This is a genomic window from Geobacter sp. 60473 (genome assembly GCF_036323535.1).
GTDB lineage: Bacteria > Desulfobacterota > Desulfuromonadia > Geobacterales > Geobacteraceae > Geobacter > Geobacter sulfurreducens.
In genome coordinates this window covers 546,264-566,896 of the sequence record NZ_AP028967.1, presented here as the reverse complement: position 1 = coordinate 566,896, position 20,633 = coordinate 546,264, and the positions used below count along the sequence as shown (strand labels likewise).

Here is a 20,633-nt window from a genome sequence, read left to right as displayed (position 1 = left end):
GGCCGCCTCCCTTGACTTTCCCCCTCCCCTTCACCTACACTGCCCCTGAGTACACTTTTTACACTCAGAGGTTTCAATGGAGTCCCTTTCGTCGCACCTCCCCCTTTTGCGGGATCAAATCGTTGCCTACGGCAAGGAAAACCTTGAGGAAATGCTCCACCTGCTGGCCGAGGGGGTGCGTCTCGTCTCCGGCCAGGACCGGATCCGCATCTACCTGGAAGACCTGACCCGCGGCGTCCTCACCTGTGTCCACGCCTCGGGCCCCCTGGCCGATGAGATCCGTGAGGTGAGCTTCCCCATCATCTCCCGTGAGGCGTCGGTTTCCAGCGTCTTTGTCTCCCAGTATGCCGCCGAGTTCCACTACGAGCCGGAGGGCAAACACACCTTCGACCGGGGCTTTGCCGAGCGCTTCGCCATCGGCCACAGCTACATCCTGCCGGTGGTGAGCCAGGGAAAATCCATCGGCGTGGTCTGCATCGACCGCTTCCGGCCGGGGGAGATCCTGCGCGGCAAGGGGAAGGCGCTCCTGGGCGAGTTCGTCACCTCCGTGGCCGACCGGCTCGACGTCGCCCGCATCTACCACCAGCAGCTCCTGCTCGCCCGCCGGGTCGAGGAGTACAAGAAACGGGAAGCCGCCTCGTTCATGGTGCAGTCGGCCGTGCGCCTCATCGACCGGCTGGTCCTCGCCTCGGTGCTGGTGCCCGTGCCCGGTCCGGAAGGCTCGTCGCGCCTCGCCATCCTGGCCAGCCACTCGGAAGACCCCAGCCTGAAAAAGCAGTATGACGAACAGGGAGAGATCGCCCTCCAGAGGGGTACCTCCCTCATCTCCCGGTTCCTGGACGACAACGCGGTCATCGCCGACGAGCGGCTTCTGCGCCCGCTGTTCATCCCGGACCTGACCCAGCAGGAACTCCAGAAAAAGGCCCTCACCGAGAAGATGGCGCTGCGCTCCCTCTACGTGGTGCCCCGCTACGAGCCATCCAGCCGCAAGGTCATCTGCCTGGTCAACTATTTCACCAAAGATCTGTACCGCTTCTCCGACTTCGAGATGGGCCTGCTCCAGACCCATGCGGAGATGGCGGAGCGGATGGTGAACGAGATCGGCGGCGAGCACCTGGAGATCCGGGTCCTGGCCGAGATCACCGAACTCCTCCAGGAGCGCAACGAAGAGCTTTCCCCCTTCCTCACCCGGGTCCTCTCCATGGCCACCGAGCTGATCGGCGCCGACACCGGCAGCATCGCCATCGTTCAGGAGCGCGACGGCGAAAAATGGCTCGTGGTGGAAGACGAAGAAGGGACCATCGTCGGGGCCAAGAACAAGTCGTGGCTCAAGAAGTACATCCCCCCCTTCAGGATCGGCGGCCACGAACTCCCCCCCGAGGAGCGGAGCCTCACCGGCTACGTGGCCTGGTCCAAACAGCCGAAGATCATCGCCCACGTGGCGGACGAGCAGGGGGGCGAAGGGTTCCACCGCTCCATGCACGAGCTGATCAAGAGCGAGATCGCGGTCCCCATCGTCTGCGACGACGAGGTGATCGCCGTGGTCTGCCTCAACTCGCTCAAGCCCGCCTGGTTCACGGAAGAGCACAAGCGGATCCTGCAGATCATCGACCGGCTCACCTCCCGGCACATCTCCGACGTCCAGCGGATCGAGCGGCTCGAGGGGGAGGTGACCCGGCTCAAGACCGACGTGGCCTACAAAGACCCCCAGATCTCCTCCTACCGGCTCGGCAACATCATCGGCAACAGCCGCAAAGCCCAGGAGATCGTTGATTTCATCAACACCGTGTCGGTGCCCCTGTTCAACCGGATCACCCTCTGGAGCAAGAACGTCCTCCAGGAGGCGACCATCGGCCTCCCCTCCATCCTCGTCCAGGGGCAGACCGGCGCCGGCAAGGAGTTCTTCTTCAACAACCTCTACAACAAGCTGAACGAGATGTACCGGGAGAAGCTCAACCCCGCTGGCCAGCTCCCCGTGAAAAAGACCAACATCGCGGCCTACAGCGGTGACCTGACCTACTCGGAACTCTTCGGCCACAAGAAGGGGGCCTTCACCGGCGCCTACAGCGACCGCAAGGGCATCCTGGAGGATGCCGCCGGCGGGATCGTCTTCCTGGACGAGATCGGCGACGCCGACCCCAAGACCCAGGTGCAGCTGCTCCGGTTCCTGGACAACGGCGGGTTTGTGCGGCTGGGGGAAAACCAGGACCGTTTCAGCCGGGTGCTCCTGGTGGCCGCCACCAACAAGGATCTGGCGGAAGAGATCCGCAAGGGGAACTTCCGGGAAGACCTCTACCACCGGCTGTCGGAGCTGGCGGTGCAGGTGCCGTCCCTGAACGAGCGGCGCGAGGACATCCCCGACCTGGCCACCCACTTCCTGGGCAAGCTCTACCGCACCTACCGGGGGGACGAGTCCAAGGACGCCGCCCCCACCCTGGCGGAGGAGGCCAAGCGGCTCCTGATGAACCACCACTACCACGGCAACATCAGGGAGCTGCGGAGCATCCTGCTGCGGGCGCTCTTCTTCCGCAAGGGCACGGTGCTCACCGCCGACGACGTCCGGCGCGCCCTGGCCGCGGGCATGCGCGAGTTCGCCCCTGCCACCGCCACCCAGGAGCTGAACGACCGGATGGTGACGGAAATCCTGGACAAGATCGCCAATGGCGAAACCTTCTGGGAAGCGGTCTACGAGCCCTACTCCCGCAACGCCATCCCCCGCGACGCCGTCCGGCTCGTCATCGAGCGGAGCCGCGACGCGGCGGGCCGGAGCATGCCCCAGGTGGCCCGCTACCTCAAGGCCGTGGGCGACGATGTGGAAGAAAACGACGAGGAGCGGAAGCGGTTTTTCAAGTTCAAGAATTTCCTCTACAAGACGGTGAAGATCTGAGGGCGGCAGACCGGAAACCGACGGCAAGGCCGGCCCGAATACCGGTGCCGGCCGATCAGCGCAACGGCCATGCCTGTTAAAAGACGATTCGCGGTAGCGATCTCGCTTACTGCGCCGTTCGCCGGCGCCGGGCACCGCCTGCGCCATGACGGACCCCTTTGGCGTTCAGCCACTCGCTCCATCAGGGATACGCATGGCGCAATCTTTGCACAAGACATAACCCCTAACCGGCAGTTCATTCCTCGTTATGGAGGTGCTGCATGAAAAAAAAGAAGGCGCATGCCGCGGGAGCAGGGCCGAAGCTGTCCGTGACCAATCCCCCCCGCACTTTTTTTGAAGACACGCTGGCGCTGTTCAATTCGAGACGCTTTGACCTGCTGGACCAGAAGATCAATGAGGCCGTGAACAAATGGCCCAACCACGCCGTGGTCTGGAAGGCGATCGGGGTCATCATGCTCATGGAGGGACGGTTCAAGGAAGCAATCGAACCGTTGACCACGGCGGCGAACCTGGCGCAGGGCGATGCGCAGCTGCACCACAACCTCGGGGTGGCATACCTGCGGCTCGAGCAGTATGAAAAAGCCGTACCCTGGCTGCAGCGGGCCACCAGCCTCAAGCCGGATTATGCCCAGGCCTTCGCCAACCTGGGTATCGCCCAGGCAGAGATCGGGCTTCTCCAGGCGGCGGAAAGCAACTATCGCACTGCGCTGAAAATCAACAAGGATTTTCCCGAGGCGCTCAACAATCTCGGCAATGTGCTGAATGATCAGAAACGGTATGGGGAGGCAGAGGAGTGCTTCCGGAGGGCTCTCGTCCTCAAGCCGGATTTTGCCGAAGCCCTCAATAACCTGGGCACGAGCCTGAAGGGGCTGAACCGGCTGGAGGAGGCAGAAACCACCTACCGGAAGTCCCTGTCGCTGATGCCGGATTACACCCGCGCCCACATCGGCCTGGGCCACACCCTGTTCAAGCTCCGCCAGCCGGACAAGGCAGCGGCGAGTTTCCGCCGGGCAATCGAGCTTTCCCCCTACGAACTGGAAGCCCATGACGGCTTGAGCATGACCCTCGGCGACACGGTTCCCCTGTGGCATCTGCCCATGATGAACGACAAGCCCAGGAACGATGCCTATTTCAATGCCCTGCAGGCCGCGGTCACCCCGGAGACGCGCGTTCTGGAAATCGGGACCGGATCGGGCCTTCTGTCCATGATGTCGGCCCGCCTGGGCGCACGGCACGTGACAACCTGCGAGGTGGTCACGGCAATTGCCGAGACTGCCGCGTCCATCGTGAAAGACAACGGATTCGCGGACCAGGTCACCGTGATTCCGAAACTGTCCACCACCCTGGAGGTCGGCGTCGACCTGGAAGAGCGGGCCGATCTGCTCGTCTCGGAAATCCTGTCGAGCGAATTTCTCGGCGAAGGCGTTCTGAGCAGCATCGAAGACGCAAAACGGCGGCTGCTCAAGCCGGGAGCCCGGATCATCCCCGCCCGGGGCTCGGTCCGGATTGCCCTGTTCGGCGGACGGGACATCGAAATGAACGTCCGGGTCGACGAGGTCTACGGCTTCGACCTGTCGAGGTTCAACGACATCGTGCCCCCGAAGCAGTATGTCGGCAGGAACGATCTCAACATCGAACTGCTGAGCGACGGTATCGGGGCCATTCATTTCGACTTCATGGGCACGGATCACTTCCCCACCAGCAGAAGCTACGGCATAGACGTGCCGATCACCAGGGCCGGCAGGTGCTGCGGCGTCATCCAGTGGATACGCCTTGAAATGGACGATACCTTCGTCTTTGAGAACCATCCGGCAGAGAGGAATGTGGCATCCGGCTGGCAGCACTGCGTCTATCTCTTCAAAACCCCCGTCGACGTGCAGCCCGGCCAGGTCGCGCAGATCATCGCCTCCCACGACATCAGGACCTGCTGGTTCTTTCTGAAGAAAATCGTGACCCCATGACATCCCTTCGCACGGGGCAGATCAGACATGCATCCCGTATGTAACGTCTTAATGGTGAACCAATGAACCGCAAACTGAGACGAGCCAACCTGAAAGCAAGCGAGCCGACGCCCCACGAGACCGGCAATGTAATCAGCTACATGCGGCAGGGTCGCTACGCAGAGGCGGCGCATCTTGCAAAGGGCCTTACCGAACGGTTCCCCGATCATGGTTTCGGCTGGAAGATACTGGGGATCTGCACCTTGCTGCTGGGGCAGAACGGGGATGCGCTGCCCCTGTTCCTGAAGGCCGCCGGCCTGTTGCCCGACGACCCGGATATCCACTGCAATATCGGCATCATCTACTATGAGCTGAATCAGCTCAACGAGGCTGAATACTACTGCCGCTACGCGCTGAAGCTGCGGCCGAACGACGCCATCGCGCACAACAATCTCGGCAACATCCTGAGCAGCCTGGGGCGGCTGGACGAGGCGGAAGCCTGTTTCCGCCGCGCCATCGAGAACAACCCGGATCTGGCTCAGGCGCACTACAACCTCGGCTCCGCGCTTCAGGCCCTGGGCCGCCTGGAGGAAGCGGAGAGTTGCTATCGCCGCGCAGCGGTAATCAGGCCGACGTATGAAGAGGCCTACGCGAGCCTCGGCAACGTCCTTAAGGAAATGGGCCGCCTGGATGAGGCGCTCGAAAGCTGGAAACTGTCTCTCGCGCACCAGGAAGATTGGACTAACGCATTACGGCGCCTGACCAATCCCCTGCTCATGGACGGGGATCTGATCCGCGATCCCGAGTATCCCGCCGCGGACGCGGCAGAGGGACAGCCGCACCCGTTACCCCGGGAGCTATCGTCACAGACCGCGGCGGCATCCGCAGAGTCGCTCGACCGGAAGTATCGGGTCCCCTCCCATGAGCATGACGGATCTGGCGAAGCGGTAGCCGTTGCCGGGAGAGACGAAAACGCGCCCCGCCCCCTGCGCATTGTGTTGATCTACCCTCCGTTGTGGCAGATACCGTCCGCGGATCTGAACGTACCGGAAGGCATGCCGTTCGGCCCGCCCGCCACCGCCGGCGGCCCGGTCGCCATCAGCAGGGAACTCAAGACCATTACCCAGGGCGTGCTGTCCATCGCGGCCCAGGCGAAAAAAGCCGGGCACGACGTCCGCGTGTACAATCTGTTCAACGCGCCCTGGGCCGACATCGTGGCCCTCATCGCCGAAACTGGGGCCGACGTGTACGGCGTATCCGCCTACAACTCCAACCGGCGCGGCATGGGTGCGCTGTGCGCCCTGATCAGACAGTGCCACCCCCACGCCCACATAACCGTCGGCGGCCCCTTCGCAACGACGCTCCCCCTTGAAACGCTGCGCTATTACCGCGCAATCGATACGGTTGTCATCGGCGAAGGCGAAGAGACCTTCATGGAGCTGCTCGACCATATCCGCTCGCACCGGCCGGCAGTGGGAATCCCGGGCACTGCGTGGCGAAACGGTGACGAGGTGTCGCTCGGCCCAGTGCGCCCCCGGATCAGTGACCTCGACACGCTTGCATCCCATTTTGACTACTATTCAAGCAACATCGTGATGACGTCGCGCGGCTGCCCCTCCAAATGCTCGTTCTGCGGCAATCCCGTATTGTGGGGACGGAAGATCCGTTTTTACTCCACAGACTACTGCATTGACATGTTCAGGAAGGCGCTGGCCCGGCTGCCGGTGCCCTACCTCATGATCGCAGACGACACCTTCACCGCCAACCAGCAGCGTACTCTGAAAATGTGCGACGCGATCATCGGGAACAAGCTCGACTTTCTCTGGAGCTGCAGCACCCGCGTGGATGCCATGGAGGACGAGGTACTGCACAGGATGAGGCGGGCAGGCTGCCAGGAGATCATGATCGGGGTGGAATCGGGGTCACCGGAGATCCTTGAGAGGATACACAAGGGGATCACCCCCGAAATGGTTCTCACGGTGACCCGCGCGGCCAAAAAGTACGGCATGCTCGTCCACTACTACATGATGGTGAGCAATCGCGGAGAAACGCCCGACACGCTCCAGGCGAGCATCGACCTGATCCGGGCCGGTCGGCCCAACAGCTACGACCTTACACCATTGACATTTCTTCCGGGCACGGAAGACTACGGTCATCTGTGCGAACAACAGGGATTGACCTCGGATGTCTACTTCCGGAACGACTTCATGGATATCTCCGTGGAAAGAAAGCGCAAAAAAGACCTTGATACGGTCATGCAGCATCTTTACTGCAGCATCGGAACCATCAGCGGGTACGAATATACCGTTGAAGAAAGAGAAGCCGTTGTGGAGCTTCTGCCTGACGTGCCCGCTGTCCATGCGGAGCTCGCCAACGCATACCTTCGCGCGGGCCTGTTCGACAAAGCCACCGCGGCATTGGCTCGGGCAGAGGGGCTGGGCTTCCCCATCGGCAACATCATCCTCAACCAGCACGCGTGCATTGCCCTTGCACGCAATCAGATCGACACGTCCCTCGACTTCCTGGAAAGGGCGTGCCGATCCTTCCCTGACAGCACGGTGAAGGGCAACTACGACAAACTGACGGCCTGGATCGACAGCCGTACGGGCGGCCAGGTCAAGCCGTGCCTGCTGTGCGATTCCGTCCGGGCCCAGGATTTCGTGTTCCGCGCCGATGAAACCGCACCATAGTGTGCCGACCTCCGGGACATCGGAGCCGGGTGATGCGACGGCCCGGTCCCCGGCAACAACCGCCACCCTGACCACCACCTTCCCACCCTGCACGGCCCCGCTCGACCGGGGCCTTCGTTTTTCCCGCCCCGCCCTCCGGCACGGACGGTCTCTCCGGCACTTCTCTTCTTGATGATTTCTTGATGCGTTTCCCCCCTCTTTTGAGCCTGCATTGAGGCGCTTTGCGCTACGGTAGTGATCAGCAGGCTGTTGAAAAACTATTGCGGGGCCGGTCTGCGGTGTTGCCGTTTGCTCAAAAGCTCAACGTACCAACGGGTACGCCTCGCTTTTTCGCTCTCTTGCGCCTGGCATCCCGGCCTCCTCATGACGTTTTTTAACAGCCTGTCAGGATTTCACGCGGGAGGACGGCCATGAAAGTCTATTTTTTCGATTGCATCACGGGCGTGTACCAGGGCGAGGGATTCGAGGACGAGACAGTGATCGACATGATCGAAGGGGTCACGGCCGTGGCGCCGCCACCCTACTGCAAAGGTGAAATGGCGGTCTATAATTGTGAAAGCAATGTGTGGACCGTGAAGGCTATTCGGCCGAAGACGGCATCGGACCCGCCGCCCGGGTAAAACAGAGATTCGGGCTGGTGCTTCAGCGTGTGCCGGTGCCGGGAGGGATGCCCCCTGCCGGTCAATCTTCAATCAGGACAAGGAGCTATTATGCTGTCCGTCACCGATATGATCCAGCCAGCGGTCCTGATCGCGCTCCTGGCTACCACGGTAAAGCCGCTGGGAAGTTTCATGGCCAAGGTGTTCCAGGGCGAGCGGACCTTCCTCTCACCTGTTTTCGTCCCCTGCGAGAACCTCCTCTACCGTATCTGCGGGGTAGACAGGGATGAGGAGATGGGGTGGAAGCGCTACGCCTGCGCCATGATCCTCTTCAATCTGGTCCTCTTCGTGGCGCTCTTCGCCATGCTGATGCTGCAGCACCTGCTCCCCCTCAACCCGCAAAACTTGCCGGCCTTCACCTGGCAGCCGGCGCTCAACACGGCGGTCAGCTTCGTCACCAACACCAACTGGCAGGCCTATGTCGGCGAACAGGCAGCCAGCTATTTCACCCAGATGGTTGGGCTGACGGTGCACAACTTCGTCTCCGCCGCCACCGGCATCGCCGTGGCCATCGCGGTTATTCGCGGCTTCGCGCGGCGCACGACCGCCACGCTCGGCAATTTCTGGGTCGACATGACACGCTGCACCCTCTATATCTTGGTGCCGATCTCCCTGATCGCCGCCCTTTTCCTTGTTTCCCAGGGGGTCATCCAGAACTTCAGCGATTACAAGACAGTGGCCCTGGTCCAGCCGGTCACCTACGACAGGCCGAAGCTTGACGGCACGGGAAGCCCGGTCAAGGACGCCTCGGGGAATCCGGTCACCGAGAGCGTGACCGCGAAGGAGGTCACGATCCCCATGGGACCGGTCGCCTCCCAGGAGGCGATCAAGGAACTGGGAACCAACGGCGGCGGCTTCTTCAACGCCAACTCGGCCCATCCGTTCGAAAACCCGACCCCTCTTACCAACATGGTGGAGATCTTCCTGATCCTCCTCATCCCGCTCTCCCTCACCTACACCTTCGGCGCCATGGTGGGGAATACACGGCAAGGATGGGCGCTTCTGGGGGTCATGCTCCTGATCCTGGCAGCCTCCTTCGCGGTGCTGCAGGGAGTGGAATCGAGCGGCAATCCGCTGGTGGCGAAGCTCGGCGTTCACGGGGGCAACATGGAGGGGAAGGAAACCCGCTTCGGCCTGACCGGAAGCGCCCTGTTCGCCGTCGCGACCACCGGCACCTCCTGCGGCGCGGTCAACACCATGCACGACTCGCTGACACCCCTCGGCGGAATGATACCGCTCTCCCTGATCCTTCTGGGGGAACTGGTCCCCGGCGGGGTCGGCTCCGGGCTCTATACCATGCTCGCCTTCGCCGTGATCGCGGTCTTCGTCTCCGGCCTCATGATCGGGCGCACGCCGGAGTACCTGGGAAAGAAGATCGAGGTGCGGGAGATGTGGATGTCGGTCGTCACGATACTGGCTGCCGGCGTCATGGTGCTGATCCTTTCGGGGATCGCCATGATCTCCCCGTCCGCCGTGGCCTCCATGGCCAACCCCGGAGCCCACGGCCTCTCCGAGGTCCTCTATGCGTTCGCCTCCATGGCCAACAACAACGGGAGCGCCTTTGCGGGGCTTACCGCCAACACGGACTTCTACAACCTCCTCGGCGCCCTGGCCATGATCGTCGGACGCTATGCCCCGGCGGTGGCGGTGCTCGCCATGGCCGGCTCCCTGGCGGAGAAGAAGTACGTCCCTCCCAGCCTCGGGACCCTGCCGACGGACAAGGTGCCGTTCGCCCTCTGGCTGACCCTCGTCATCCTCATCGTCGGCGCGCTGACCTTTTTCCCGGCCCTTTCGCTCGGGCCCATCGTGGAGCACCTGACCATGACAATGTAGGGGCGAACCTTGTATTCGCCCGTTTGAAGGGCGGTCACAAGGATCGCCCCTGCAGGAGACGATAATGACCAAACACGCCCCGCAACCGATATCCATCTTCGATCCGCGAATTGTGCGGCCCGCCCTGGTGGAATCCCTCAGGAAGCTCGACCCGCGCACCCTCTGGCGCAATCCGGTCATGTTCTGTGTGGAGATCGCCAGCGTCATTACCCTGGTGACGTTCGCCATGTCGCTCGCCGGTGCCGGCAGGGATCCGGCCTGGTTCACCGGCCTCGTGTCACTGTGGCTCTGGCTCACGGTCATCTTCTCCACCTTTGCCGAGGCCCTGGCGGAGGGGCGCGGCAAAGCCCGGGCCGCATCGTTACGGAAGACCCGCACCGACGTGACGGCCAAGCGGCTCGACAAACCTGAATTCGGCAGCGCCTGCACCCTGGTGGGCGCCAACCAGCTCCGCAAGGATGACTGCATCCTGGTGGAGGCGGGTGAGCTGATCGCCGGCGATGGCGACGTGGTGGCCGGCGCGGCCCTGGTGAACGAGGCGGCGGTAACCGGCGAATCGGCCCCGGTGGTGCGGGAGTCGGGGGGAGACCGGAGCGCCGTCACCGGCGGCACCACGGTGATCGCCAATTCCATCATCGTCAGGATCACCGCCAATCCGGGGGAGACCTTCCTCGACCGGATGATCTCCATGATCGAGGGGGCCAAGCGGCGCAAAACCCCCAACGAGATCGCCCTGGAGGTGCTCCTGATCGCGCTCACCCTGGTCTTCCTGCTGGTCTGCGCCAACCTGAGCCCCCTCTCCATTTGCAGCGTGACAGCCGCCGGCCAGGGGACGCCGGTATCGCTCACGGTGCTGACGGCGCTCTTCGTCTGCCTGGCGCCGACCACCATCGCCGCGCTGCTGCCCGCCATCGGCATCGCCGGCATGGACCGGCTCTTCCAGAAAAACGTCATCGCCCTCTCCGGGCGGGCCATCGAGGCGGCCGGGGACGTGAACGTGCTCCTTCTCGACAAGACCGGGACCATCACCCTGGGAAACCGCGAGGCCGTGGCCTTCGTGCCGGTGGGCGGGCATACCGAACAGGAGGTTGCCGAAGCGGCCCTGATGGCGTCGCTGACCGATGAAACGCCGGAGGGGCGCAGCATCGTGGTGCTGGCGAAACAGAAGTACGGCCTGCGGGCTGAAGCGCTTCCCGCCGGGGCCGAGAATATCCCGTTCAGCGCCGAAACCCGCCTGTCCGGGATGGACGCGGGCGGAAAAAAATACCGCAAGGGGGCATCGGACTCGACCATCGCCTTCGTCAAGGGGCTCGGCGGCAAATCCATCCCCGGCGACCTGGCCGATGTGGTCGACAGGGTCGCCCGCGCCGGGGCCACCCCCCTCGTGGTCTCCCTCGACACCGAGATCCTTGGGGTCGTCAACCTGAAGGACATCGTCAAGGGGGGGATCCAGGAGCGGTTCGCCCAACTGCGGAGCATGGGTATCAAGACCGTCATGATCACCGGTGACAACCCCCTTACCGCCGCGGCCATCGCCGCCGAGGCCCAGGTTGACGACTTCCTGGCCCAGGCAAAGCCGGAGGAGAAGCTGCGCCTGATCAAAGAGAACCAGGATGCCGGCTACATGGTGGCCATGACCGGGGACGGAACCAACGACGCCCCGGCCCTGGCCCAGGCGGACGTGGCAGTGGCCATGAACACCGGCACCCAGCCGGCCCGGGAGGCAGCCAACATTATCGATCTGGACTCGAACCCCACCAAGCTCCTCGACATCGTGGAGGTGGGAAAGCAGATCCTCATGACCCGGGGCAACCTCACCACCTTCAGCATCTCCAACGACATCGCCAAGTATTTCGCCATCATCCCGGCCATGATGCTCTCCGTCTATCCGCAGCTGGAGGCCTTGAACGTCATGGGCCTGAAGACCCCCCTCTCCGCCATCCTCTCGGCGGTCATCTTCAACGCGGTCATCATCCCGCTCCTGGTGCCGCTGGCGCTGAGGGGGACCAAATTCCGACCCATGCCTGCGGAAAAGCTGCTGATCCACAACCTCCTCATTTACGGGGTCGGCGGGGTGATCGCGCCGTTCATCGGCATAAAGGCGATCGATATGGCTGTGGGGCTGTTTGTGTAACGTTTTCGTAGGGGCGATCCTTGCGATCGCCCGAGAAAGGGCAAACACAAGGTTTGCCCCTACGGGAGAAACCCATGAAAGATCTGAAACCCGCCATCCTGATGCTCATCATCTTCACCATCCTCTGCGGCGGCATCTACCCGGCGGTCGTCACCGGCATCGCCCAGGCCGTGTTTCCGAAGCAGGCCAAGGGGAGCCCCATCACCGATACGCGTGGTCGTGAGGTCGGCTCGTCACTCGTCGGCCAGCCCTTCTCCGACCCGAAGTACTTCCGGCCCCGTCCTTCGGCCGCTTCGGACTTCGGCTACAACCCCATGGGCTCCGGCGGTTCCAACGCCGGCCCCACCAATCCCGCGTACCTGAAAACGGTCGAGAATCGGGTCAAGGCCCTCCGCGACACCGGCATTACCGGCCACATCCCGGCCGACCTGGTCCAGGCCTCGGCCAGCGGTCTCGACCCCCACATCTCGCCCGAAGCGGCAAAGGTGCAGATCCCCCGCGTCGCCAGGGCCCGCGGGATGAGCGCAGAGGCCTTGAGCAGGCTCGTCGCCGCCCATACGGAAGACCGTCAGCTCGGCTTCCTGGGAGAACCGCGGGTCAACGTGCTTGCCCTGAACCTGACATTGGATACACTGATGCCATGAGTGATATGGACGACGAAAGGCGCCCCTCTCCCGAGGCGATGCTGAAGCTGGCCCAGGCCGAAGAGGCCGACGCGGAGCGTGGGAAGCTGAAGATCTTCCTCGGCTACGCCGCCGGCGTAGGAAAGACCTACGCCATGCTGCAGGCGGCCCGGGAGCGGAAGCGGGAGGGGCGGGACGTGGCGGCGGCCTACGTGGAATCCCACGGCCGGCCCGAAACCGATGCGCTCCTGGAGGGGCTGGAGGTCCTCCCCAAGGCCCGGATCGAGTACCAGGGGGTATTCCTCCCGGAGATGGATATCGACGGGGTGTTGGCCCGCAGGCCCCAGATCGCCCTGGTGGACGAGCTGGCCCACACCAACGCCCCCGGATCCCGGCACGAGAAGCGCTGGCAGGATGTGGAGGAGCTCCTGGCGGCCGGCATCGACGTCTACACCACGGTCAACGTCCAGCACTTCGAGAGCCTCAACGACGTGGTGGCGCAGATCACCGGCATCGTCGTGCGCGAAACCGTGCCGGACCGGCTCCTGGACCTGGCCGCGGAGATCCGGCTGGTGGACATCCCGCCGGAGGATCTCCTGCAGCGGCTGCGCGATGGAAAAGTCTACGTGCCGGATCAGGTGGCGTTTGCCACGGAGAAGTTCTTCCGCCCCGGCAACCTGATCGCCCTGCGGGAACTGTCGCTCCGCCGCGCCGCGGCACGGGTGGACGAAGAAATGCGGGCGTATATGGAGGCGCGGTCCATTCCGGGGCCCTGGCCGGCTGCCGAGCGGCTTCTGGTAAGCATCAGCGGCAGCCCGTTCAGCGAGCGGCTGATCCGCACCACCCGCCGGCTGGCGGATGAACTGAAGGCCCCCTGGCTCACGGTTTACGTGGAGACCCCCGGTGGCGGCAGGCAAGAGCAGGAAAACCGGGAACGGGTCTGGAAGGATCTCCGCCTGGCGGAAAGCCTCGGCGCCCAGGTCGCCACCGTGACTGCCACGTCGGTGGCGGAGGCGGTCATCGACTACGCCCGCAGGCACAATGTGACCAGGATCGTGGTCGGCAAGCCGGCCAAGCCCCGTTGGCGCGAGTTCCTGAGCCTTCCCCTGGTGGACCGGATCATCCGCCTGAGCGGAGCCATCGATGTCCACGTGGTCAGCTACGGGCCGACCGAGACCAGAAAGGGGCCGGCAGGCCCCAGACGGAGAACGCCGATCTCCCTCTCCGGCTACCTGGCGAGCCTGGCATTGGTCGTCGCGGCTACCCTGGGCTGCCTCCTTGTCCGCCCCTTCCTGGCGCCGACCAACATGGTGATGATCTACCTGCTGGCGGTGGTTCTGGCGGCGCTGCGACTCGGCCTCAAACCGGCGATCCTCACGGCATTTCTGGGGGTCCTGGCCTTTGACTTCTTCTTTGTCCCGCCGCACCTGACCTTTGCCGTGGCAGACACCCAGTACCTGATCACCTTTGTCGCGCTCTTCACGGTCGGAGTGGTCATCAGCACCCTCGTCTCCACGGTGCGCGAACGGGCCGAGGCCGTGCGTGAACGGGAAGTGCAGACCGCCTCCCTCTACTACCTGAGCCGCGATCTGGCCGCCGCCGCCACCATCGACTCTCTTGTGGAGGCCGTGCTTAGAAACATCGGCGAATCTTTGGGCGCCGGGGTCGCGGTGCTCCTCCCTGAAGGTGAACGGCTCGAGGTCGTTGCCGCCGGCAGGGGGCTCAAGCACGACCTGAAGGAGATGGCAGTGGCCGACTGGGCCTTCCGCAACCGTCAGCCGGCAGGAAAGGGCACCGAGACCCTCGTCTCGGCCGGGTTTCTCTACCTGCCTCTCCAGACCGCGGGCTCCTGCCTCGGGGTGCTGGGGGTCAGACTGAAAAAGGATGCCGACTATCGCTCCACTCAGGTCCGTCGACTTCTCGACGCCTTCGCCACCCAGACCGCCATGGCCCTGGAGCGGGTCCAGCTCTCCCGGCAGGCCGAGCAGGCCCAGATCCTCCAGGCCCGGGAGAACCTCGAGCGGGCCCTGCTCAATTCCATCTCCCACGACCTGCGCACCCCCCTCGTCTCCATAACCGGAACCCTTGACACCCTCCGGGAAAAAGTCCATACCCTGGCTGACGAATCCCGGCTGGAACTTCTCGACACCGCATGGGAAGAAGCAGAGCGGCTGAACCGCTTTGTCGGCAACCTCCTCGACATGACCCGCCTGGAGGCCGGGGCAATCAAGCTGAAGAAAGAGTTGTGCGATGTTCAGGACCTGGTCGGGTGCGCCCTGGCGGCTCTCGAGCGGCGGATCGGCGAGCGCAGGATCACCGTCCTTCTCCCTCCGGACCTGCCGCTGGTCAGGATGGACATGGTCCTGATGACACAGGTGCTGGTGAATCTGCTCGACAATGCGCTGAAGTATTCTTCTCCCGAGAGAGGCATAGAGATATCGGCTCTTGTGGATAGCGGCAGACTTGACATCGAGGTGGCCGACCGCGGCCCCGGCATTCCCGTCCAGGATCTGAAAAGGGTCTTCGACAAGTTCTACCGGATTCCTGTCCCTGAGGGAGTCCGGGGAACCGGCCTGGGTCTCTCCATCTGCAAGGGAATCGTCGAGTCCCACGGCGGCACCATACGTGCCGAAAACCGGGCAGGGGGCGGGTTGCGGGTCATCGTCACACTGCCGATCAGATAGGGGCACAAGGGATGCCGAAAGAAACCACACTGCCACGGATACTCATCATCGACGACGAACTGGCGATCCGGCGCTTCCTGCGCACCGCCCTCGATGTCGGGGAGTTTTCCCTCCACGAGGCGGAAAACGGCCATACCGGACTGGCTGCTGCGACAGTGCTGAAGCCGGAGGTTATCCTGCTCGATCTCGGCCTGCCGGACATGGACGGCGTCGAGGTCATCGGAAGGATTCGCGAGTGGTCGCCGGTGCCGATCATAGTGCTGTCGGTCCGGGAGCGGGAGGACGACAAGGTACGAGCCCTGGACGCCGGGGCGGACGACTACCTGACCAAGCCCTTCGGCATCGCGGAACTGCTGGCGAGGATACGGGTGGTGCTGCGGCGCTCGATCCAGGAGGCCCCCGAGCCGGTCTACCGCATCGGCGGGCTGGAGGTGGATCTCCCCCGCCGGCGCGTAACCGTGGACGGGGCGGAGGTGCAGCTCACCCCCACCGAATATGAGCTGTTGCGCCTCCTGGTGGTCCATGCGGGCAAGGTTCTGACCCACAGCCTGATCCTCAGGCAGATATGGGGAGTTGCTTACGTGGATCAGCCCCACGTGCTGCGGGTGAACATCAGCAATCTCCGCCACAAGATCGAGCCGGACCCCTCCCGCCCCCGCTACATCCTGACCGAACCGGGAGTCGGCTATCGTTTGAAGGCCGAGTGACCAGGGGCTCAACCATCAGGGGATAATCTGATGCTTGACCTGCCGGGGGAACGGGGCATACTATGGGGGACATTCATGCAGCCGAGATCCGTTCGCGAGAACGGGTGCGGGGGACCCACTTTGGGGGCGTATTCCGGCAATGGCGCCGGATAGAGGACTTTCAGCCTCGAGCCCGTCAGCTAACCTCGTAGGCATCTGGAAGGGCACGACAGCGGTTTCAGGGCCGCCGGCGTCTGCCGGCGGCTTTTCCGTTTCCCGCCCCTTCATGCATATCATCCGGGAGGCGCGTACATGAAGACCGAAGCCCAATCCTACTGGGGCGGCATCATCAAATCCATGGGTCTGGTGTTCGGCGACATCGGCACCAGCCCCATCTACACCCTCACGGTCATCATGACCCTGACCAAGCCCGACGCGGAGCACGTGCTCGGCATCCTCTCCCTCATCGTCTGGACCCTCATCATCCTCGTCACGGTCGAGTATGCCTGGCTGGCCATGAGCCTGGGCCGCAAGGGCGAAGGGGGGACCATCGTCCTCAAGGAGATCCTGATCCGGCTGCTCAAGTCGGGGCGCCAGATGGCCTTCGCGGGCTTTCTCGCCTTCCTCGGCGTCTCGCTGCTCCTGGGAGACGGGGTCATCACCCCGGCCATCAGTATCCTCTCCGCCGTGGAGGGGATGCGGCTGATCCCCGGCCTGGAGGACCTGGCCCAGGGGGGGCTGATCCTGGTGGCCGCGGTCATCGCGGTGTTTCTCTTCATCTTCCAGTTCAAGGGAACGGACAAGGTGGCCAGCGCCTTCGGCCCCATCATGGTCGTCTGGTTCTCGGCCCTGACGGTGTCGGGGCTGGTCTCGATCATCGGCACCCCCACGGTGGTCCAGGCGATCAGCCCCCACCACGCCGTCCTCTTCCTCAAGCACAACGGCCTGGCCGGCTTTTTCGTCCTCTCCGAGGTCATCCTCTGCGCCACCGGCGGCGAGGCCCTCTACGCCGACATGGGGCACCTGGGGAGAAAGCCGATCATCCGGGCCTGGTACTTCGTCTTCTGCGCCCTGGTCATCAACTACCTGGGCCAGGGGGCCTTCATCCTGCGCAATCCCGAGGCCAAGAACATCCTCTTCTCCATGGTGAAGAGCCAGGTGCCGCTGCTCTACATCCCGTTCCTGCTCCTCACCATCTCGGCCACGATCATCGCCTCCCAGGCCCTGATCAGCGGGGTGTTCTCCATCGTCTACCAGGGGATCACCACCCGCATCCTGCCGCTCATGAAGGTGGATTACACCTCCACCCACCTGAAGTCCCAGATCTACATCGGCTCGGTCAACTGGTCGCTCCTGGTGGCTGTCATCTTCATCATGTTCCTGTTCCAGCGGTCGGAAAACCTGGCCGCGGCCTACGGTCTGGCGGTCACCGGCACCATGTTCATCACCGGCATCATGATGACCATGATCTTCTCCCGCACCACCAAAAAGTGGAAGGTTCCCATCGCCCTGGCCGTGACCGTCATCGACCTCGCCTATCTCACCGCCAACCTGCACAAGCTGCCCCACGGCGGCTACTGGTCCCTGGTGCTCGCCTCCATCCCCCTGGCGATCATGGTGATCTGGACCCGGGGCCAGCGGGCCCTCTACCGCTCCCTCAAGCCCCTGGACCTGGACACCTTCCTCCTCTCCTACGAGCAGATCTACGCCAAGGGGCACAACATCCCCGGCACCGGGCTCTTTTTCGTGCGGGAGACCCCGGTGGTGCCCCCCTACGTGATCCACTGCATCATCCGGAGCAACATCATTTACGAGCGGAACGTGTTCGTCTCCCTGACACGGACCGACGAGCCCTTTGACGTGAGGACGAAGCTGACGCGAAGAATCGGAACCGGGCTCGATGCCTTCGAGGTCAACGCCGGCTACATGGAGCGGCTGGACATCGAGAAACTGCTCAAGAAAAACGGGGTCGAGGAAAAGGTCATCTTCTACGGCATCGAGGACATCGACACCAGCAACCCCGTCTGGCGGATCTTTGCCACCATCAAGCGCCAGAGTGCCAACTTCGTCCAGTTCAACAAGCTGCCGGTCAGCAAGCTTCAGGGGGTCGTGACGCGGGTCGAAATGTAGCCTGCTGGGTGTTCAGGAAGGTTTCAAAGGCCCGCCGGAGCGGAGCCCCCTCCCCTTCGACCACGTTGTAGAAGGCGCGCAGCACCGGCCGGCCGGTGCCGGTGAGGCGGGCAATGTCGATGGGGGTGGCGGCCACCACCAGGTCGCACGGCACCGAGTCGATGGTCAGGGCCAGGTCGGCCACCTGGGCGGGGCTGTAGCCCATGGCCGGGAGGACCGGCCCGATGTGGGGCCAGGCGGCATAGACATCCCGCAGCGAGCCCGCCGCCCAGGGGCGCGGGTCGACCACCTCCGCGGCGCCGTACTGGCGGGCCGCGGCAAGCCCGGCGCCCGATGGCATGGAACCGTGGGTGATGGTGGGGCCGTCCTCGATCACCAGCACCCGCTTTCCCCTGATCCGCTCCCCGTCCGCCACGGTGATGACCGATTCCGTGCGCACCAGCGCGGCCGACGGGTTCACGCTCCGGGCCGCCCCCTCCACTGCCGCCACGGCCGCCGGTTCGGCGGCATTCACCTTGTTCACCACCACCACTGCCGCCCGGCGCAGGTTCACCTCCCCCGGATACCAGGAAGTCTCGTGGCCGGGACGCAGGGGGTCAGCCACCACGATCTCCAGGTCGGGGCGGAAGAAGGGGAGATCGTTGTTCCCGCCGTCCCAGATGATGACCGCCGCCTCCTTTTCCGCCCGCCGCAGGATCCGCCGGTAGTCCACCCCGGCGTAGACGATGGCCCCGTGGTCCAGGAGGTGCTCGTATTCCTCCCGCTCCTCGATGGTGCACCGGAAGCGGTCCAGGTCGGCCAGGCTCTCCATCCGCTCCACGGCCTGGGCGGCCAGGTCGCCGTAGGGCATGGGATGGCGGACCACCACGGGGCGGATGCCCCGCTCCCGCAGGATATCGCAGAAATAACGGACCACCTGGCTCTTGCCGCAGCCGGTGCGCACCGCGCAGACCGAGACCACCGGGAGCCGGCTCGCGAGCATGGTGGCGTCGGGCCCCAGCAGGGTGAAATCGGCCCCGCAGGCCAGCACGCGGGATGCCGTGTGCATCAGGCGCTCGTGGGCCACGTCGCTGTAGGCGAACACCACCTGCTCCGCCCTGAGGCGGCGGATGAGCTCCTCCAGCTGTTCTTCGGGGAAAATGGGGATGCCGCGGGGGTAGAGCTTTCCAGCCAGTTCCGCCGGGTAGCGCCGGTCGCTGATGTAGGGGATCTGGGTTGCGGTGAAGGCCACCACCCGGCAGGCCGGGTTGTCCCGGAAGCAGCAGTTGAAGTTGTGGAAGTCCCGCCCGGCCGCCCCCATGATGATGATCCGTTTCCGCTTCATGTCGTCCCTCCGGTTATCTCAGTTCCCGCCGTTCCCGCCACCGCGGCCCCGATCTCGTCCAGATGGCAGATGACGGCCCGCGTGCCGCCCCCCCGGACAAAGCGGACGGCCGCTTCCACCTTCGGCCCCATGGAGCCGGGGGGAAACTCGCCCGCCGCCAGCAACTGCTCCGCCCGCGCCGCATCCAGCTGCCGCAGGAACGTCTCCCCTGCCGTGCCGAAGCCGGTGGCCACCCCGGCCACGTCCGTGGCGATGACCAGGGTATCCACCCCCACTTCCCGGCCGAGGCAGGCGCTGGCCAGGTCCTTGTCGATCACCGCATCCACCCCGTGAAAGGCGCGGCCCTCACGGGTCACGGGGATGCCGCCGCCCCCGCAGCAGATCACGATGAAATCCATCTCCACCAGCCGTTGGATCTCGTCCTTCTCCACCACGGTCAGGGGCTCGGGCGAGGCCACCACCCGGCGGAATCCCCGGGGGGTGTTCACCATGGGCCAGGCGAAGCGCGCGGCCTCCTCCGCCGTATAGTGGGGTCCGATGGGCTTGGTGGGAGCGCGGAACGCGGGATCGTCCTCCGCCACCTGCACGTAGCTGATCAGGCTCACCAGGCACCGCTTCTCGCCGCCCAGGTCCATGAGCTCGCTTTCCAGCGTCGATTCGATCATGTAGCCGATCTGCCCCTGGGTCTGGGCCACCAGGATCTCAAGGGGCATGGCCGGCACCTCGGCGCACGACTCCTGCTGCATGAGGAGGTTGCCCACCTGGGGCCCGTTGCCGTGGGTGATGATGAGCCGGTACCGGTCGGTCAGCCGGGCGATCTGCCCCATGGGACGCCGCAGGTTGGCGAACTGCTCCGCGCAGGTCCCCCGTTCGCCAGGGCGGATCAGGGCGTTGCCGCCGAGGGCAACCAGCAGGATGGGCCGGGTCGGGCTGTCGGTCATGGGTTCTCCCCTCTGGTGATCTGTCTGCCGCGGCCGGTGCCGGGGCGCGGGCTTCATGAATGACTCTGGTATGGTACCACAGAGATCGGCCGGATGCAGGCC

General features: G+C 64.2%; 12 protein-coding genes and 1 riboswitch. Of the genes, 10 read left to right on the top strand and 2 right to left on the bottom strand.

Annotation, left to right across the window (positions count from 1 at the left end; genetic code table 11):
- The first annotated feature begins 76 nt into the window (after nucleotides 1–76).
- The 10 genes from AABA48_RS02540 (at nucleotide 77) to AABA48_RS02495 (ending at nucleotide 18,266) form a co-directional block, all read left to right on the top strand.
- Nucleotides 77–2,887 (top strand): GPMC system transcriptional regulator, encoded by a 2,811-nt coding sequence (locus tag AABA48_RS02540; RefSeq protein ID WP_286351973.1) that lies wholly within the window; start codon nucleotides 77–79, stop codon nucleotides 2,885–2,887.
- 260 nt (nucleotides 2,888–3,147) lie between these two features.
- Nucleotides 3,148–4,848, top strand: a complete 1,701-nt coding sequence (locus tag AABA48_RS02535; RefSeq protein ID WP_010943113.1) for a protein arginine N-methyltransferase — start codon at nucleotides 3,148–3,150, stop codon at nucleotides 4,846–4,848.
- Nucleotides 4,849–4,910: 62 nt separating this feature from the next.
- Nucleotides 4,911–7,517, top strand: coding sequence for a tetratricopeptide repeat protein (locus AABA48_RS02530; protein ID WP_338270966.1), 2,607 nt, complete (start codon nucleotides 4,911–4,913; stop codon nucleotides 7,515–7,517).
- A 410-nt stretch (nucleotides 7,518–7,927) separates the two neighbouring features.
- Nucleotides 7,928–8,137 (top strand): hypothetical protein, encoded by a 210-nt coding sequence (locus tag AABA48_RS02525; RefSeq protein WP_286351971.1) that lies wholly within the window; start codon nucleotides 7,928–7,930, stop codon nucleotides 8,135–8,137.
- Nucleotides 8,138–8,245: 108 nt separating this feature from the next.
- Nucleotides 8,246–10,009: a potassium-transporting ATPase subunit KdpA gene (gene kdpA, locus AABA48_RS02520; RefSeq protein WP_434007046.1), complete on the top strand. Its 1,764-nt coding sequence runs from the start codon at nucleotides 8,246–8,248 to the stop codon at nucleotides 10,007–10,009.
- A 64-nt stretch (nucleotides 10,010–10,073) separates the two neighbouring features.
- Nucleotides 10,074–12,143: a potassium-transporting ATPase subunit KdpB gene (kdpB, locus tag AABA48_RS02515; protein WP_286351970.1), complete on the top strand. Its 2,070-nt coding sequence runs from the start codon at nucleotides 10,074–10,076 to the stop codon at nucleotides 12,141–12,143.
- A 74-nt stretch (nucleotides 12,144–12,217) separates the two neighbouring features.
- Complete coding sequence (gene kdpC, locus AABA48_RS02510) at nucleotides 12,218–12,787, top strand: potassium-transporting ATPase subunit KdpC (protein ID WP_286351969.1); 570 nt, start codon at nucleotides 12,218–12,220, stop codon at nucleotides 12,785–12,787.
- Nucleotides 12,784–15,450, top strand: coding sequence for a sensor histidine kinase KdpD (locus AABA48_RS02505; protein ID WP_338270961.1), 2,667 nt, complete (start codon nucleotides 12,784–12,786; stop codon nucleotides 15,448–15,450). Before kdpC ends, AABA48_RS02505 begins: the two co-directional genes overlap by 4 nt.
- A gap of 11 nt (nucleotides 15,451–15,461) precedes the next feature.
- Complete coding sequence (locus tag AABA48_RS02500; RefSeq protein WP_286351967.1) at nucleotides 15,462–16,157, top strand: response regulator; 696 nt, start codon at nucleotides 15,462–15,464, stop codon at nucleotides 16,155–16,157.
- Between the two features lie 69 nt (nucleotides 16,158–16,226).
- A riboswitch (cyclic di-AMP (ydaO/yuaA leader) is annotated at nucleotides 16,227–16,366 on the top strand.
- A gap of 82 nt (nucleotides 16,367–16,448) precedes the next feature.
- Entirely contained in the window at nucleotides 16,449–18,266 is a 1,818-nt protein-coding gene (locus tag AABA48_RS02495; RefSeq protein ID WP_286351966.1) for a KUP/HAK/KT family potassium transporter, read from the top strand.
- Here AABA48_RS02495 and AABA48_RS02490 read toward each other — a convergent pair.
- Nucleotides 18,226–19,590 carry a cyclic 2,3-diphosphoglycerate synthase gene (locus AABA48_RS02490; RefSeq protein ID WP_286351965.1) on the bottom strand — a complete coding sequence of 455 codons (1,365 nt, stop codon included), beginning with the start codon at nucleotides 19,588–19,590 and terminating at the stop codon, nucleotides 18,226–18,228. The genes AABA48_RS02495 and AABA48_RS02490 overlap by 41 nt on opposite strands.
- Complete coding sequence (gene arcC / locus AABA48_RS02485) at nucleotides 19,587–20,531, bottom strand: carbamate kinase (RefSeq protein WP_286351964.1); 945 nt, start codon at nucleotides 20,529–20,531, stop codon at nucleotides 19,587–19,589. The genes AABA48_RS02490 and arcC overlap by 4 nt, the downstream gene beginning before the upstream one ends.
- Nucleotides 20,532–20,633: the final 102 nt, after the last annotated feature.